The organism is Anaerobutyricum hallii DSM 3353 (assembly GCF_000173975.1).
In the GTDB taxonomy this organism is placed as follows: domain Bacteria; phylum Bacillota; class Clostridia; order Lachnospirales; family Lachnospiraceae; genus Anaerobutyricum; species Anaerobutyricum hallii.
In genome coordinates this window covers 1-15,956 of sequence record NZ_ACEP01000112.1, presented here as the reverse complement: position 1 = coordinate 15,956, position 15,956 = coordinate 1, and the positions used below count along the sequence as shown (strand labels likewise).

Annotated in this window: 13 protein-coding genes; 10 read left to right on the top strand and 3 right to left on the bottom strand. The window is 36.9% G+C overall.

Features of this window, described 5'->3' with window-relative positions; genetic code table 11:
* Nucleotides 1-78: 78 nt before the first annotated feature.
* From EUBHAL_RS11325 to EUBHAL_RS11280, 9 genes are all read left to right on the top strand, one after another.
* Entirely contained in the window at nucleotides 79-675 is a 597-nt protein-coding gene (locus EUBHAL_RS11325) for a cytidylate kinase-like family protein (protein ID WP_022169736.1), read from the top strand.
* Nucleotides 676-772: 97 nt separating this feature from the next.
* On the top strand, nucleotides 773-3,217 hold the full coding sequence (locus EUBHAL_RS11320) for an ABC transporter ATP-binding protein (RefSeq protein WP_005349720.1): 2,445 nt from the start codon (nucleotides 773-775) through the stop codon (nucleotides 3,215-3,217).
* Nucleotide 3,218: 1 nt separating this feature from the next.
* Nucleotides 3,219-5,084, top strand: a complete 1,866-nt coding sequence (locus EUBHAL_RS11315) for an ABC transporter ATP-binding protein (RefSeq protein ID WP_005349718.1) — start codon at nucleotides 3,219-3,221, stop codon at nucleotides 5,082-5,084.
* A 550-nt stretch (nucleotides 5,085-5,634) separates the two neighbouring features.
* Nucleotides 5,635-5,934: a helix-turn-helix domain-containing protein gene (locus EUBHAL_RS11310; protein WP_005349716.1), complete on the top strand. Its 300-nt coding sequence runs from the start codon at nucleotides 5,635-5,637 to the stop codon at nucleotides 5,932-5,934.
* On the top strand, nucleotides 5,900-7,060 hold the full coding sequence (locus EUBHAL_RS11305; RefSeq protein ID WP_005349701.1) for a type II toxin-antitoxin system HipA family toxin: 1,161 nt from the start codon (nucleotides 5,900-5,902) through the stop codon (nucleotides 7,058-7,060). Before EUBHAL_RS11310 ends, EUBHAL_RS11305 begins: the two co-directional genes overlap by 35 nt.
* 313 nt (nucleotides 7,061-7,373) lie before the next feature.
* Nucleotides 7,374-8,087: a response regulator transcription factor gene (locus tag EUBHAL_RS11300; RefSeq protein WP_044923207.1), complete on the top strand. Its 714-nt coding sequence runs from the start codon at nucleotides 7,374-7,376 to the stop codon at nucleotides 8,085-8,087.
* A complete protein-coding gene (locus EUBHAL_RS11295) occupies nucleotides 8,080-9,498 on the top strand; it encodes a HAMP domain-containing sensor histidine kinase (protein WP_005349694.1) in 1,419 nt (472 codons plus the stop codon). Before EUBHAL_RS11300 ends, EUBHAL_RS11295 begins: the two co-directional genes overlap by 8 nt.
* Nucleotides 9,499-9,761: 263 nt before the next feature.
* On the top strand, nucleotides 9,762-10,220 hold the full coding sequence (locus tag EUBHAL_RS11285; protein WP_005349675.1) for an Hsp20/alpha crystallin family protein: 459 nt from the start codon (nucleotides 9,762-9,764) through the stop codon (nucleotides 10,218-10,220).
* 240 nt (nucleotides 10,221-10,460) lie between these two features.
* A complete protein-coding gene (locus EUBHAL_RS11280) occupies nucleotides 10,461-10,889 on the top strand; it encodes an Hsp20/alpha crystallin family protein (RefSeq protein WP_005349662.1) in 429 nt (142 codons plus the stop codon).
* A gap of 209 nt (nucleotides 10,890-11,098) precedes the next feature.
* On the opposite strand, the gene EUBHAL_RS11275 is transcribed toward EUBHAL_RS11280, so the two are convergent.
* From EUBHAL_RS11275 to EUBHAL_RS11265, 3 genes are all read right to left on the bottom strand, one after another.
* On the bottom strand, nucleotides 11,099-12,262 hold the full coding sequence (locus EUBHAL_RS11275; RefSeq protein ID WP_005349659.1) for a hypothetical protein: 1,164 nt from the start codon (nucleotides 12,260-12,262) through the stop codon (nucleotides 11,099-11,101).
* 342 nt (nucleotides 12,263-12,604) lie between these two features.
* Nucleotides 12,605-13,984 (bottom strand): sensor histidine kinase, encoded by a 1,380-nt coding sequence (locus tag EUBHAL_RS11270; RefSeq protein ID WP_044923203.1) that lies wholly within the window; start codon nucleotides 13,982-13,984, stop codon nucleotides 12,605-12,607.
* Between the two features lie 35 nt (nucleotides 13,985-14,019).
* Nucleotides 14,020-14,694: a response regulator transcription factor gene (locus tag EUBHAL_RS11265; RefSeq protein WP_005349655.1), complete on the bottom strand. Its 675-nt coding sequence runs from the start codon at nucleotides 14,692-14,694 to the stop codon at nucleotides 14,020-14,022.
* A 326-nt stretch (nucleotides 14,695-15,020) separates the two neighbouring features.
* Between EUBHAL_RS11265 and EUBHAL_RS11260 the strand changes: the two genes are divergently transcribed.
* Complete coding sequence (locus EUBHAL_RS11260) at nucleotides 15,021-15,923, top strand: diacylglycerol/lipid kinase family protein (protein WP_005349652.1); 903 nt, start codon at nucleotides 15,021-15,023, stop codon at nucleotides 15,921-15,923.
* The last annotated feature ends 33 nt before the right edge of the window (nucleotides 15,924-15,956 follow it).

The following is a 15,956-nucleotide window of genomic DNA, read 5'->3' as shown; positions in this document are numbered from 1 at the left end:
AATTTTAGATAATTTTTGGAGTATTGATGAAGATGATGACCAAAGAGTTAGTCAGATTAGAAGAAAGGAATGCAGTATATGAAGTCAGTGGCAATAGAAAGGGAATTTGGCAGCGGAGGACGGGATATCGGAATTCGCATCGCGAAAGAGGCACAGATTCCTTACTATGATGGACAGTTGCTGATTGAGGCCGCGAAAGGATATGGCATAGAGATTGCAACTCTTAAGGAGTTTGACGAGAATAAAGTAGGAAGTTTTCTCTATAATATTGCGATGATGGCAGGCTATAATCAGTATGAAAATATGGCGAAAATTAATGAGATTTTTTATGGAATGAAAGAGACAATCAAGAATCTTCATGCAGAAGGTCCGGCGGTTTTTATCGGAAGATGTTCTACAGAAATTTTGAAATCCTGCGAAGATGTTGTGACAGTTTTTGTTCGCTGTAGTGATAAGGAGAAGAGGGTACAGCGCATTTTTGATAAGGAAAATGTAGACACGATGCAGAAGGCACGTCGTTTAATGGACAGAAAGGATTGGGGCAGGGAAAAGTATTTTAAGTTCTGGACGAAAAAGGACTGGAAGGACGAGAAGAACTATGATCTGGTTCTTGATACAGCGAAGTTTTCTTTGGAGGAGTGCTCAGAGATTTTATTGAAGAGGATGAACGAGTAGGCATTGGAAAGTATAATAATAAACGATGCTGATTTTTGATGAACATAGTAGTCAGAGTAAAATTGTTTTGACAAAAAGTAGTTGGAGGACATAAAGAATGACAAAAATATTTAAAAATATGGCCCCATACTGGTATATGATCGTTGCGATTGTGCTGTTGCTTATTGTGCAGGCGTTTGGCGATTTGTCGCTGCCGCAGTATACGTCAGATATCATTGATGTGGGAATTCAGAATAAAGGTGTGGAGCATATTCTTCCTGTGAAAATGACGGAGGATGAGTATGAGATTTCGCAGTTGTATATGACTTCGAAAGAGAAGAAAATATGGAAAGATACTTATGAGAAAAAAGGTGAGTATTACATTTGCAAGGCGGAGGATGAGGAGAAGCTGGATCAGTTAGATGATACATTTCTTACAGCGATTTTCTTAAATCATAACATGTCAAATGTAAAAGAATCGCAGTTTAAGAAGATGATTAAGAATTCGATTGCTTCGAATCCTGCGATGGCTCCGATGAAGGATAAAATAGATGATATGAGTGTCGATGAGATTGGAAAGATGCTCAACATGAAGTTTAAAAGCTTTCAGGAGGAAGATGATAACGGGAAAAAGGTTATTTACGTTGATGTGCGCCCAATGCTGTATCAGATGAAGCAGACAGGAATGATGAGTGCCAAAGATATCCAGAAGTCCAGAGAAGAAATCGAAAAGAAAATGAATGATATTGGAGAGAGTACTTTATTTTCTACAGGTGTTGCCTATGCGACAAAATGTGATAAAGCTGCAGGAGTAGATATCGATAAGATACAGACAGATTATCTCTGGAAAGAAGGCGGCCGTATGCTTGGAATTGCATTTATGATTCTGGTAGCGGCGATTGGAGTCGGTTTTCTTGCTTCTAAGGTAGGTGCGAGTATTGGCAGGGATTTGCGAGGAAAAATCTATAAAAAGGTTATGGGATTTTCAAATGCGGAAATGAACCGTTTTTCTACAGCATCTCTTATTACAAGAAGTACAAACGATATTCAGCAGATTCAGATGGTTACAGCAGTTATGCTGAGACTTCTTTTGTATGCACCGATTATCGGAATTGGTGGAATTATTAAAGTGTATCAGACCGGAGCAGGAATGGAATGGATTATTGCTCTTGCGGTTGTTGTGATTCTCGGATTTGTTATGCTGCTTGTTTCGATAGCGATGCCGAAGTTCAAAATTATGCAGACATTAGTAGATGGTCTTAACCTTGTTTCCAGAGAGATTTTAACAGGACTTTCTGTTATTCGTGCATTTGGCAGAGAGAAAACAGAGGAAGAGCGTTTTGATGAAGCGAATAAAAAGTTGACAGGTACGCAGCTTTTTACAAACCGTATTATGACGTTTATGATGCCGGGAATGATGTTTATCATGTACAGTGTTACCATTCTAATCACATGGGTTTCCGCACAAAAAATTGATGCGGGTACGTTACAGGTTGGTGCGATGACAGCGTTTATTACTTATGCAATGCAGATCGTTATGGCATTTCTTATGATGACAGCGATGTCTATTATGGTACCAAGAGCGGGTGTTGCAGCAGATCGTATTGATGAAGTTCTTAAGACAGAAGCTTCTGTTCAGAATGTGAAGAAGCCAGAAACGCTTAAGGAGCATAAAGGTGTTCTGGAATTCTCACATGTAGATTTCAAGTATCCGGGAGCAGAACATAACGTGCTTTCTGATATTGATTTTAAAGTGGAGCCAGGCAAGACAACGGCAATTATCGGAAGTACCGGCTGTGGAAAGTCTACGCTGGTTAATCTGATTCCAAGATTTTATGATGTGACAGGTGGACAGATTACATTAGATGGCAAAGATATTCGCCGGATTTCTATGGAAGAACTCCGAGAGGAAATCGGATTTGTGCCACAGAAAGGTGTTCTTTTCTCAGGAACAATCGCTTCTAACCTGCGATTTGGAAAAGCAGATGCGACAGATGAGGATATAAAAGAAGCAGCAGAAATTGCCCAGGCGACAGAATTTATTGAGACGAAAAAAGAAAAATACGACAGTCCGATTGCCCAGGGCGGAAGTAATGTATCTGGTGGACAGAAACAGCGTCTTGCGATTGCAAGAGCGATTGCGAAAAAGGCAAAAGTACTTGTATTTGACGATAGCTTTTCCGCACTTGATATGAAGACAGATGCAGCACTTCGTAAGGAATTAAATGAAAAGGTGCAGGATGCATCTATCGTAATTGTAGCGCAGAGAGTCAGCACGATTTTACATGCAGATCAGATTCTTGTTTTGGATGATGGAAAGATTGTTGGAAAAGGAACACATGAAGAACTGCTGAAAAACTGTGAGGTATATCTTCAGATTGCTAAGTCACAGCTTTCTGAAAAGGAGCTTGGACTTGAGAAATTAGGTTTGGCAGAAGAAAAAGCAGAGAAGGAAACAAATAAGAAAGAAATCCTTTCTACAAAAATTGATGAGAAAGAAAATAACAAATTAAAGGAAAAGTCTGATGACAAGAAGTTAAAACATAAGAAAGGAGGTAAGTAAAATGGCTGAAAATAAAGCAGGAACATCAAACAGAGGCCCAATGGGGGGTCGTGGCCCGATGGGTGGCGGAAGAAGAATGATGCAAGGTGGAGAGAAGGCAAAGAACTTCAGTGGTTCTTTTAAGAAACTCATTCGCTATATTGGAAATTATAAATTTGCGATTCTTGCGGTAATGATTTTTGCGGCAATATCTACAGTATTTTCAGTAGCTGGACCAAAGGTTATGGGAAAGGCAACTACTGCGCTGGCCGAAGGCCTGATGAAAAAGATTGCCGGAACAGGCGGGATTGATTTTACCCGTATCGGAAAGATCCTTTTGCTTACTTTAGGATTGTATCTGACAAGTACAGTGTTTAACTTTTTACAGGGATGGATTATGACAGGCGTAACACAGAAAATATGTTACCGCCTTCGAAAAGAAATCTCGGAGAAAATTAACCGTATGCCGATGAAGTACTTTGAAAGTCGTACTTATGGTGAAGTTCTTTCAAGAATCACCAACGATGTAGATACATTAGGTCAGGGATTAAACCAGAGTGTAACGCAGGTTATTACTTCAACAGCAACGCTTATTGGTGTCGTTGTAATGATGCTCACCATTTCACCGTTAATGACATTAATTGCATTTATCATTTTACCGGTATCGGCAATCTTAATGTCTACAGTCGTAAAGTTTTCTCAGAAATATTTCCGCACACAGCAGGAATATCTTGGACATATTAATGGACAGGTAGAAGAAAGTTATGGTGGTCATCTGGTCATTAAAGCATTTAACAAAGAAAAAGATATGGTAAAAACATTTGATGAAACCAATGGAGTCTTATATGAATCCGCATGGAAATCTCAGTTTTTGTCAGGTTTAATGCAGCCAATCATGGCATTTGTCGGAAACCTTGGGTATGCCGGAGTTGCTATTTCCGGTGGACTGTTAGCAATTAGAGGAACGATTGGTGTCGGTGATATTCAGGCATTTATTCAGTATGTAAAGAACTTTACACAGCCAATCCAGCAGATTGCTCAGGTTATCAATCAGGTACAGTCCATGACAGCAGCCTCCGAGAGAGTATTTGAATTCTTAGAAGAAGAGGAAGAAGATCAGGAACACGAGGGAGCGGTATCTGTAGAAAACGTAACAGGAGAAGTGAAATTCTTTCATGTGAATTTTGGCTACAATCCAAATCAGACGATTATCAACGATTTTTCTGTAGACGTAAAGCCGGGTCAGAAAATCGCAATTGTCGGGCCTACCGGTGCAGGAAAAACAACAATGGTGAAACTGCTTATGCGTTTCTATGATGTAAATAGTGGTCAGATTCTTTTAGATAATCATGATGTTCGTGATTATAACAGACGTGATCTTCGTAAAGCATTTGGAATGGTGTTACAGGATACATGGCTCTATAAAGGAACTATTATGGAAAATATCCGTTATGGACGTTTGGATGCAACAGATGAAGAAGTTATCGAGGCAGCAAAAGCAGCTCATGCAGACAGCTTTATCCGAACACTTCCAGGCGGTTACAACATGGAACTTAATGAAGATGCAAGTAATGTGTCTCAGGGACAGAAACAGCTCCTTACTATCGCAAGAGCTATTTTGGCAGACAGCAAGGTAATGATTCTTGATGAGGCAACATCTTCTGTAGATACTCGTACAGAGGCTCTTATCCAAAAGGCGATGGATAATCTTATGGAAGGCAGAACGAGTTTTGTAATCGCGCATAGATTGTCTACGATTAAAAATGCAGATGTGATTCTTGTGATGAAAGATGGAGATATTATCGAACAGGGAAATCATGAGGAGTTACTTGCGAAAGGTGGATTCTATGCTCAATTGTATAATTCACAGTTTGAAGAAGCTGCATAATAGAGTTTGAATTCTGGTTTGCCGCAGGCAAGGAGACGCTCTCAGTAAATAAAACAACCTATATTTGTGACTTTAGTCGCTGCGGTTTGAATACTCGCTTACACACGCTCGTATCCAAACCTTGCTCCGAGGCCACAAATATAGGTTATTTTATTTACTGAGAGCTGTCTTTGGAAGTTGAAGAACAGTCAGAATTTATGTTTTGGGCGAATTGATAAGAAAAGTATGAAAAATATATATTCAAATATTTGAATATATATTTTAGGACGAAAATAATAAGTGAAATACACTGGTTTTAAGATGAAAAAAATCAAGGTAAAGAGTTTTTGACTTTAATGCTGGAATAAATTTTTGCCTTCTTGACATATTATTTTTAAAGAGGTAAGCTAGTTATAAAATAATAGATAATATATTATCTAAAATAGCTTAAAAACGGAGATTTTAGATAATATATTATCTGAAAAATGAGGATAAATATAAAAATATGAATAAGATTGAGCACAAACAAGATTGAGTATAGAATAGTGGAGCGAGAAAAGGAGATACATTGATGGAGGCGTTGGTTTGGGAAACGGCGGAAGAACTTGATATGAAGCTGGCGCAGAGGGTGCGGAATATTAGGCGGAGGAGAAAGATTTCGCAGGAGGAACTTTCTCGTATGAGTGGGGTGAGTTATGGTTCTGTGAAGAGGTTTGAGGCTACGGGGAAGATTTCATTGTTGTCGCTTACGAAGCTGGCGATGGCGTTGGATATGGCAGATGAACTTCGTGAGTTATTTACACAGGTTCCATATCGGAATATTCAGGAGGTTATTGATGAAAGAAAACGGAACACTACAAGTTTTATATGATGGAAAAGTAGTTGGAAATCTGGCGTTAATGGCAGGAAGAAAGATTGCATTTGAGTACAGTGAGGAATGGCTGGAAACAGGATTTTCTATTAGTCCTTTTTCTTTGCCGTTAAAGGAGCAGGTTTTTATACCAACAAAAGAGTATTTCGGCGGTTTATTTGGTGTTTTTGGGGATAGTCTTCCTGATGGGTGGGGTAATTTATTATTGAATCGTATGTTGCGGAAAAAAGGAATGAAGCCAGAAGAAATGACAATGCTGAATCGTTTGGCGATTGTGGGACAGTATGGAATGGGAGCATTGACGTATCGGCCGGAGGAACATTTTTCTTTTGAGCCGCAGGGATATGATTTAGATGATTTAGCATTACAGTGCCAGAAGATATTGAATACAGAGTATTCAGAAAAATTGGATGAGTTGTATCTGCTGGGAGGAACCAGTGGAGGTGCCAGACCTAAGATTATGACGGAAATTGATGGAGAAGACTGGATTATAAAGTTCCCAGCTCATGTAGACGGTCAGGATGCAGGAGGGATGGAGTATGAGTATGCTTTATGTGCGAAAGCGTGTGGAATTGATATGACGGAAGTGCGGCTTTTTCCATCAAAGAAATGCAAAGGCTATTTTGGTATTAAGCGTTTTGACAGAGAAAGAATAGTAGATGGAATAGGAACAAAAGTAAAAGCAGGAAATAAGAAAAAGAGGATTCATATGTTAACAGCAGCGGCATTGTTGGAGCTGGATTTTGAACAGCCGAGCCTGGATTATCATAGCCTTATGAAATTGACTAAGATTTTGACGAGAGATAATGAAGCTGATGTAAGAGAGATGTTTCGCAGAATGTGCTTTAATGTGTTTGCACATAATAGGGATGATCATTCTAAGAATTTCACATATTTGTACGATGAAATGAAAAAGGGATGGCGATTGAGTCCTGCGTATGACCTTACTTTCAGCAATACTTATTATGGAGAGCATACCACAATGGTAGATGGTAATGGAAGAAGTCCAGGGAAAAAGGAACTGCTGGCGGTGGGGATGCAGGCAGGTCTGGAAAAAAGCTGGTGCGAGGAAGTAATAGAAAAGATGAAAAATACGGTGGAAGAACGGTTGGAAAGATATTTATAGAGGTGGAAGTATAGTAACAATATTTAAATAGCGTATAAGAGTATCTGGAAAAAAGAATGTGACAGCCTATCTTAAGTAAAACTTAAAAATACTTAAGATAGGCTCTTTTTTTCTTTTTTCATGCCGAAATAAGGTATAATAAAATAATAAAAAATGTTTTACAAAAAAGATTCTTATTAGTATTTTTTTGTATAGAGGTTTTTATAAATCAAATAAGAAAATTCAGTAAGTGTATTGCTGGTGTATCAAATATGAAATGCAGCAATAAATACTGAGATTGGAAGATGTTTAAGAAATTATTTTAGAAAGGCAGATAGATTTGGAAGAGAATAGTTCAAGTATTTTAGTTGTGGATGATAATCCGGAGATTCGGGAGATTATACAGGTATTGCTCGGTGGTGAAGGGTATCTGGTAGAGACAGCGGGAAATGGCGTTAAGGCATTGGAGATGTTGGAAAACAGGGAGTATGATCTGATTATTCTTGATATCATGATGCCGGGAATGGATGGATACCAGACATGCCGGAAGATGCGGGAAGAGAGTAATGCGCCGATTTTATTTTTGAGTGCGAGAACGAAGGACAGTGATAAGACATTAGGATTTTCGAGTGGCGGGGATGATTATCTGGCGAAGCCTTTTTCTTATAATGAGCTAATTAGCAGAGCGAAGGCGCTGATTCGCAGGTATCAGGTTTATAAAGGAAAGGCGGAGAAAGTAGAGACACCAAAGAATTTTTCCTGCAAGAATCTGGTTGTGGCTGAGGAGACAAAAAGTGTATATTCTGATGGGCAGTTATTGGAGCTTACAGATACAGAATATGCGATATTGCTGTTGCTTTTGAAAAATAGAAGGCAGGTCTTTTCGACAGAGCGGCTTTATGAAGCAGTATGGAAAGAGAATTTCTATTATGGAGCGGAGAATACGGTCATGGTGCATATTCGAAATCTTCGAAGAAAGGTAGAAAGAGATTCTAAGAATCCGATGATTATAAAGACCTCCTGGGGAAAGGGGTATTACTGTGATTAAAAAGGTACAGACAAAGGCGAAAGGATGGAAGATTCATACGCAGTTGATGGTTCTTATTCTTTTGACGGGGCTGGCAAGCATTTTATTGTTTGAAGTTTTGTGGCTGAATAAGTGGGATATTTACGAGTATGTTCAGCAGGTTCCGGGGCTTCGGGATATGTCACAGGATGAAGAATTTTGGGAGAAACTGCGGACAGAAGCTGCCAATTATAATATTCCGTCTTCTGAAGATGATAAGGAGGGAATTAAAAAGATACAGCCATTTCTTAGTCAGGGAGACAAATATACGGGCATTTATATTTATAACTTAAAAGAGGGAACCTATGTAGCAGGAAAGTTTCCGAGCGTGTTAAATAATGCGGCATTTAGTACATTTTTTGATATGGGTTATCAGCTTACCGGTGGAGAAGGTGAGGAGACATATGAGTTCCCGATGAAGTTTAAAAATGGATACGCAACGGTAATGGTGTGGTTTTATCATAGAGTGCGATTTATTTATCCATATTGTATTTTTTGTTTGACAGTCAGCATCGGATTGTTCTTCGGAGTGATTTTATTTTTCATAAAAAAGAAAATGAATATGGTTGCCTCGTTGAAGGATGAAATTTTGCGAATGGCAGCAGGTAATCTCCGAGACAGCGTGCCGGAGATGGGTCAGGACGAGATTGGAATTATCGCAGAAGAACTGGATAATCTGCGGACAGCTCTGCAGGATACTTTGGTTCGTGAAAAGGAAAGCCGCAGGGCAAATCAGGACTTGATTACAGCGATGTCCCATGACTTGAGAACGCCTTTGACAATTTTAAATGGATATTTGGAAGTACTTCGATTAAACCGAAACCCGGAAATGCATGAGGAATATCTGAATCGCTGTCTGCAAAAGACAAGTGACATCCGGGAAATGACGGACAGAATGTTTGAATATGCACTGGTATTTGAGGAGGTAGATGATCCGAAAGTCAAGGAAATACCAATAGAATATTTTAGAGATTGCATTAATGAACATAGTGACTTTATCAAGCTTGCAGGATTTCAGCCGGAGCTTGATTATACGAATGTAGAAAGATGGATTACTGGTGATAAAGGAATGATAAAAAGAATATTCAGTAATCTTTTTTCAAATATTCTGAAGTATGGAGATAAGTCGGTTCCAGTAAATATAAAAGGCTGTTTTACAAAGACAACGTATATACTTACAATGTCGAACGGTATTAAGCAGCAAAGTACAGGAGTGGAAAGTAATCATATCGGTTTAATGAGTGTGGAAAAAATGATGCAGCAGCTTGGGGGAAAGAGTTCATTTTCGGAGGAAAATGGATTGTTTTCTGTGAGATTGGAGTTTCATTTGACCGCATATGGAAGAGTTGACAGACCAGAGACTTACTCAGGAAATAATGCAGGAATTATTTAAGGGAAAATCAGTTCTGACTCAAAATAAAAAGCCTTGAGAGAAAATCAAGAAGATTTCACAAAATGTTCACAATTTTTTAGCACTCAACACTTGACGTGGCTAATAATAGGTGTTATATTACAGCTAGAACAAAGGAGAGGACATAAAGAGATAAGAAAAAGAGTTCCAAACCAAAGTTCAGAAAAATCATTTCAACATAGTCGAAAGAAAGATGCTTCCGATTTGCTGAAGACAGTAAAAGAGTTTGAAAGGAGCAATGACTTATGATGATGCCTAGTATTTTTGGAGAGAATTTATTTGATGATTTTGATAGCTGGTTTAGTGACCCGGTTGAAAAGAGATTTTTCGGTAAGAAGAATCCATTGTATGGAAAACATGCAAAGAACCTTATGAAGACAGATGTAAGAGAGACAAAGAATAGTTACGAAGTAGACGTTGATCTTCCAGGATTTAAGAAAGATGAGATTAAGCTGGAACTTGACAATGGATATCTTACCATTTCTGCTGCAAAAGGTTTAGATAAAGATGAGACTGACAAAGAAACCGGTAAGTATATCCGCCGTGAACGTTACGCAGGTAATTTATCAAGAAGCTTCTACATTGGAGATGTAAAGCAGGAAGATGTGAAAGCTGCATTTAAGAATGGTATTTTAAGTATCAGCGTTCCGAAAGAAGATAAGAAAGCAAAAGAAGAGAAGAAATATATTACAATCGGTGAATAATTCCTTAACGTTTATTGAGAATCGAATAAAAAACTTGAAAATAAAGTTTAATAAAACAACAGATGACCGAAAGGAACTCTGATGAAATATAAGTGAACAGGTTAATAATACAGGTGAGGATTTTAAAGCAGAATTAGTAATGAAATTAGTAGCTTGAATAATAGATTAAAATATAATTTTTTAAAATTGATTATTTAAGAATCCGTTATTTAGGATTTTATTTGAAGGGAGAAATGACTTATGATGATGCCTAGTATTTTTGGAAATAATTTTGTAGATGATGTATTTGATGATATGTTCCCATTCGCAGGAAATTATACAACTGCTAACTATGATTTGATGAAGACTGATGTAAAAGACGCTGGTGACCATTACGAACTTGAGATGGAAATGCCGGGAGTTGAAAAAGAGAACATCAAAGCAGAACTGAAAGATGGTTACCTGACTGTTACCGCACAGCAGAATACTAACAAAGATGAGAAAGATAAACAGGGTAACTACATCCGTAGAGAAAGATATAGCGGAAGCTGCCAGAGAAGCTTCTATGTTGGTGAAGGTGTAAAACAGGAAGATTTGAAGGCTGCATTTAATAATGGAATTTTAACGGTAGCAGTTCCAAAAGAAGTGCAGAAACCAGTGGAAGAAAAACAGTATATTACTATTGAATAGTGATTTTTTAAAATAGACAGACGAAAATAGAACCCTCATACCGTCCTATCTGTGACTTTCGTTGCGATGTGTTGAATAGTCGCCCCTATACTCGCATCCAACACTTGCTCCCAGTCCACAGATAAGACGATATGGGGGTTTTATTTTTTGCTTTTTCATAAATTTGAAATCACTATTCAAGGTTGGTGGATTTGAGGGTGTCTGTCTATTTAATGAGTCGAATCAGCAATCTTTTGGAAAAGAGTTCTTACCGGATGTTTTAATTTGGTTTTTAAGGTGGATATATTTTCATTTTGCAATTCGATAGCTTTTTCTAATTCAAGGATATGTTGTTGCATATCTTCATTTTCTTTTCTTAAAGAAATAGTAGTGTTGCCGAGGACACGGATAATATCCTCGCACATATGTCTGGAATCCCATTCCCATTTTTTTATGTTTTTGAAATTCGTTTTAAATAAATCTTCGGAGCAGTTAAAATATTTTTCCATGATTCTACGGTTGCTGGCACGATAGTTTTCCATGAAGGCAGAAGCTTCTTCGGGAGTGAACATTCCCAGTTTTTCTGTATCGGGGTCTTCCGATGAAACTTCAGAGAGCATATGATAAAAGAAAGAAAAATCTTTTTTGGTAGCGTTAGGGATGCTGTTAAAGATTCGCTGCATTTCATTAGAGTTACCGCTCAAACGAGGGTTACGTTCAAAGGTGGTGATTGTATAATCATCTGTCAGGGAAAGACTAAGTGTGCTTAAAAAATCATCATAAATAGACCCATTTTTAAAATATTTTTTACCATAGCGGCGGACAATGATATTTTCGGAGCCTAATTCAGAAGCGATTTCATTTAAACCTTCTTCATAATCTAAATAAATAGCTGGAGGAGTGGTATTAATGAATTCCTCCCATGACATAGAACGGAAACGCTGTTTGGATTTCTTTATTTTTTGATTCCACATGGAATTTAAAGCGGCATCTTGTCTTCGGAGATACACAATGATTTTTATTTTAAATGCACTTTTAAGAGATTCTTTTCTTAAAATTTCCCACAAATCTTTTTTGAAAAAATGTGTACTGTGCCAGATGCTTTCATCGGAAAGAAGAATGTTATTATATTTAGAAAACATATAGATAATATGATCCATATTGAAACGAAAAATTCTGTGTTCGTCTAAAGTATTGATTTTTCCATTGGAATCATACTGATGGGCAATAAGAAAATGTCCGTTGCGATATGGATTGACATCTTTATATTTTTGTTCAAAAATAGGAAAATATATTCCGTTTTTTGAGAGTATTTCTTTATTTTCATTGCAAAAATATTGGATAGAAGTGGTGGCTGTTTTGGGACAGCCGATGTGTATGTATAATGTTTTCATGTTATCCTCTTTTCATTCTTTTTTTATTTATTTTGCAACGCTATTCAGAATCCTATATAATAGAAAACTATATGTTAAAATCTATAATTTCAATTACTCTTGGCTTTGACGAATTATGTCTAATATATCTATTCTTTTGATAGAAGTGCTGTAGTTGGCAAGTGGATTCTGAATAGCTGTTCATAATTTTTAACACGGAGAGGATACCGTAGAAACATTAAAATAAGATTAAAGATTTTAGAACGTGTTTAAGCAAGAGTCAGTCTTATGGTACAGCTTCCTTTTGCAAGAGAGAATGAATCTTTTGCGTGGATGACTGGAAAGTTTGGGCGATTAATTCAATTATTGAGAACTTTTATCTGAAGGAAGGCTAAGTGTAAAAATAGAACCCACTCCCAGTTCACTTTGCACACGAATTGTTCCTTTATGCAGTTCTATAATCTTATGTACGAGAGATAGCCCCAACCCAAATCCTTCTGTATTGCGAGATTTATCAGCTCGATAGAATCGGTCATAAATGTTTTTTTTTGTTTCTTCACTCATACCACAGCCATAATCTTTTACTTCAAAAAAAACATAGTCTTTTTCTTTCCATAATTTAAGTTTGATAGAAGATTTATTTTTGCTGTATTTCATTGCGTTGTTTATAATATTTTTCACGGCGATAGCCATAAGGCCTACATTCATATAAATGGATATATCATCAAGATTAGAATAAATCGTTATCTGTTTTTTAAACTGAAGTGGTTCCATGTCACAAACGGATTCAATGAGTGTTTTAAAGTTACTATACTCAAAATCATCTTTTATGCGTCCTTGCTCAAGACGGGAAAGTTGAAGAAGTTGTGAGATGATTTCAGTTGTTTTCGTATTTTGACGTTCAATTACGGTTAAAGATTCCGTATAATCATCTATGTTTTTTCCATATTTTTTTAAATACTGACATTCAGCAGATACAATGGCAGAAGGGGTTCGGAGTTCATGAGCAACATCAGAAGTAAACTGCTGTTGTTGTTGAAATAAATCTTCTAATCTGTCCATCATTCGGTTGTTTGCCTGAATCATAGCATCTAATTCCTTAAAAGGAGTGGTATATTCTATACGTTTAGCCAGATCACCATCAGTCCCAATCTTATCGGCAGTATCCTTGATTTTTTTCATAGGTATAGTCAGCTGGGAAGAAACAATACCAATAAGTAAAAAGCCGATAAAAGCAATTACAAAAGTAAATGTATAGGAAATGTATTTCATTGTTTTATATTGGCTGTCAAAATCAGATGCCTTTCCGATATTTCTTACAATAACAAGGACTCTTTTATTTGTTATTGTATCTTTTTTTAAGTATGGGCGATCGTAAATATAGTAATAATCGGAAGAACATTTTACTTTTTGAAAATGCCACTGATTAACAGGGATATTTTTTAATTTTTTATCTGGATAGTGACCACGGAAAAAATCTCCCTGACTGTCTAAAATAATTTTTTGTACATGATCTTCCTCAAAAATAAAATTTTTATTCACGAATATTTTTCCATTTTGTATATCAATATTGAGAAAATCATAGTGTGTTTCTTTCCTGATTTGCCGTCGGATGTCAAAATAAATGGTTTTATTTGAGAAGTATGAAATAAAAAGAATCATAATAGCCGCCATGATAAAAATAATAGCGGAAAAACGTATAGAAATATAATGAGTAATAGCAATTTTTTTATTTTGTTTCATGATTTCTCCTCTATTTCTGATAAAATAAATGTGCATTAATCAGGCTCAGTTAACATATATCCGATTCCACGAACTGTCTGAATGAGTTTTACATCAAAATCATCATCAATTTTTTTGCGGAGATACCGAATGTACACATCGATAATGTTAGATTCATCCTCAAAATCAAGTCCCCACGCATTGGATTCAATCTGTAAGCGGGAAAGAGCGATGTTTTTATTTCTTACCATGTATTCTAAAATAGCGTATTCCTTTGGGGAGAGTTCAATATCTGTGCCTGCTCGTGTTACCGATTTTTTATCCGTATCTATAAGTAGATCAGCACATTCGTAGGTAGTTCCGTGTTCCTGTGGGCTACGCTTTATGATAACACGAAGTCTTGCGAGAACCTCCTCAAAAGAAAATGGTTTTACAACGTAATCATCGGCACCGAAATCAAGACCAGTTACAATATCCTCTGTCTGGTCACGGGCAGTCAGAAACATAACTGGTGTTTCAATTTTCTGACTGCGAATCTCTTTTAAAACTTCAAATCCATCTTTACCAGGAAGCATGGCATCCAGCAAAATAGCATCATAACTTTCTTCTGTAATATAATAGACAGCATCATTGCCGTTAAAGCAGGAATCAACAATGTATCCTTCTGCCTGAAGATGCTTTGCAATAATGTGATTTAAGTCTGGTTCATCTTCAACTACAAGAATTTTCATAAGTTTTTCCTTTCTTAATTTTAATGAATTACTATGATTTAATCATAACAGATTTCTTGAAAATAAAGAAATAATATCATAAGAATATTAAAAAAAGATTAAAGGTAGAAATTTGTACATAACATGCAATTTGTATGTAAAATTCTTGTAATACATGAAACGCTATGTTAGAATAATTAAATTAGAAAATTATGAGGAAATCTCAGGTAATTCAATTGCTGAGGATTTTACATTTAAAGAGATGTACTATCAGAGAATTTCGGCACTTGTTTTGTCGATTGATTCTCTGAAAATATATAGGAATTTAAAGGAGGTTTAGGAAAGCGATGAAGGGATTGTTTATCATTAATCCATCTTCTGGAAGACAGAATTTTATTGACAAGATTAAGGAGATAGCAGGAATGCTGGTCATTGACCAGATATGCAATACTATTGATGTTTTCTATACAGAAAAGCAGGACGATGCTCTGAATAAAGCGGCAGCTCTGGAAAAGGGACAGTATGACTTTGTAGTTGCTGTTGGAGGAGACGGAACGCTTAATGAGGTGATTAATGGTGTTGTACTTAGCCAGAGTAACACTCCGGTTGCAGTTATTTCGGCAGGAACGGTTAATGACTTTGCAACTTATCTGAATCTTCCACAGACACCGAAGGAATTCTGTGATATGATAGCAGATTTTAAGCTTAAAAAGGTAGATGTCGGTAAAGTTAATGAAAAATATTTCATTAACGTAGTAGCGGCGGGTCTTTTATCTGATACTGGATTTAAAGTATCAAAAGATAAAAAGGCAGTAATGGGTAAACTGGCGTATTATTTAGAAGGAGCGGCAGAACTTCCAAAGCAGTTCGGAAAGAGCTGGAAGATGAAGTTTATCACAGACAATAAGACGGTAGAAGAAGAGATTCTGTTATTTATGGTTGCAAACTCACAGAGCGTAGGAGGTTTCCGTGAGATTGCGCCATTGGCATCTGTTTCAGATGGATTATTTGATATTATCATTATAAAGAAAATGGACATTTTCCAGATGCTTCCGCTTATGCTTTCTATTCTGCAGGGTGATCATGTAAATCATCCATCTGTGGAGTATATCCAGACAAAGAAGCTGCATATTGAGAATCTGTCTGGGGAAGAAGTCAAAGTAGACTACGATGGAGAGGAACTGCCAGAGGGATTCCCAGTGGATATCAGTATAATACCGCAAGCAATAAATATTGTGGTTCCTAAGTAAATTTGGGATTGCTGCAGGCAAGGTAGACACCCA

Bases quoted from the DNA above. Each gene is read 5' to 3' on its own strand.
- EUBHAL_RS11260 (WP_005349652.1), top strand. From the start codon at position 15,021: ATGAAGGGATTGTTTATCATTAATCCATCTTCTGGAAGACAGAATTTT.
- EUBHAL_RS11320 (WP_005349720.1), top strand. From the start codon at position 773: ATGACAAAAATATTTAAAAATATGGCCCCATACTGGTATATGATCGTT.
- EUBHAL_RS11315 (WP_005349718.1), top strand. From the start codon at position 3,219: ATGGCTGAAAATAAAGCAGGAACATCAAACAGAGGCCCAATGGGGGGT.
- EUBHAL_RS11275 (WP_005349659.1), bottom strand. From the start codon at position 12,262: ATGAAAACATTATACATACACATCGGCTGTCCCAAAACAGCCACCACT.
- EUBHAL_RS11270 (WP_044923203.1), bottom strand. From the start codon at position 13,984: ATGAAACAAAATAAAAAAATTGCTATTACTCATTATATTTCTATACGT.
- EUBHAL_RS11325 (WP_022169736.1), top strand. From the start codon at position 79: ATGAAGTCAGTGGCAATAGAAAGGGAATTTGGCAGCGGAGGACGGGAT.
- EUBHAL_RS11280 (WP_005349662.1), top strand. From the start codon at position 10,461: ATGATGATGCCTAGTATTTTTGGAAATAATTTTGTAGATGATGTATTT.
- EUBHAL_RS11285 (WP_005349675.1), top strand. From the start codon at position 9,762: ATGATGATGCCTAGTATTTTTGGAGAGAATTTATTTGATGATTTTGAT.
- EUBHAL_RS11310 (WP_005349716.1), top strand. From the start codon at position 5,635: ATGGAGGCGTTGGTTTGGGAAACGGCGGAAGAACTTGATATGAAGCTG.
- EUBHAL_RS11265 (WP_005349655.1), bottom strand. From the start codon at position 14,694: ATGAAAATTCTTGTAGTTGAAGATGAACCAGACTTAAATCACATTATT.
- EUBHAL_RS11305 (WP_005349701.1), top strand. From the start codon at position 5,900: ATGAAAGAAAACGGAACACTACAAGTTTTATATGATGGAAAAGTAGTT.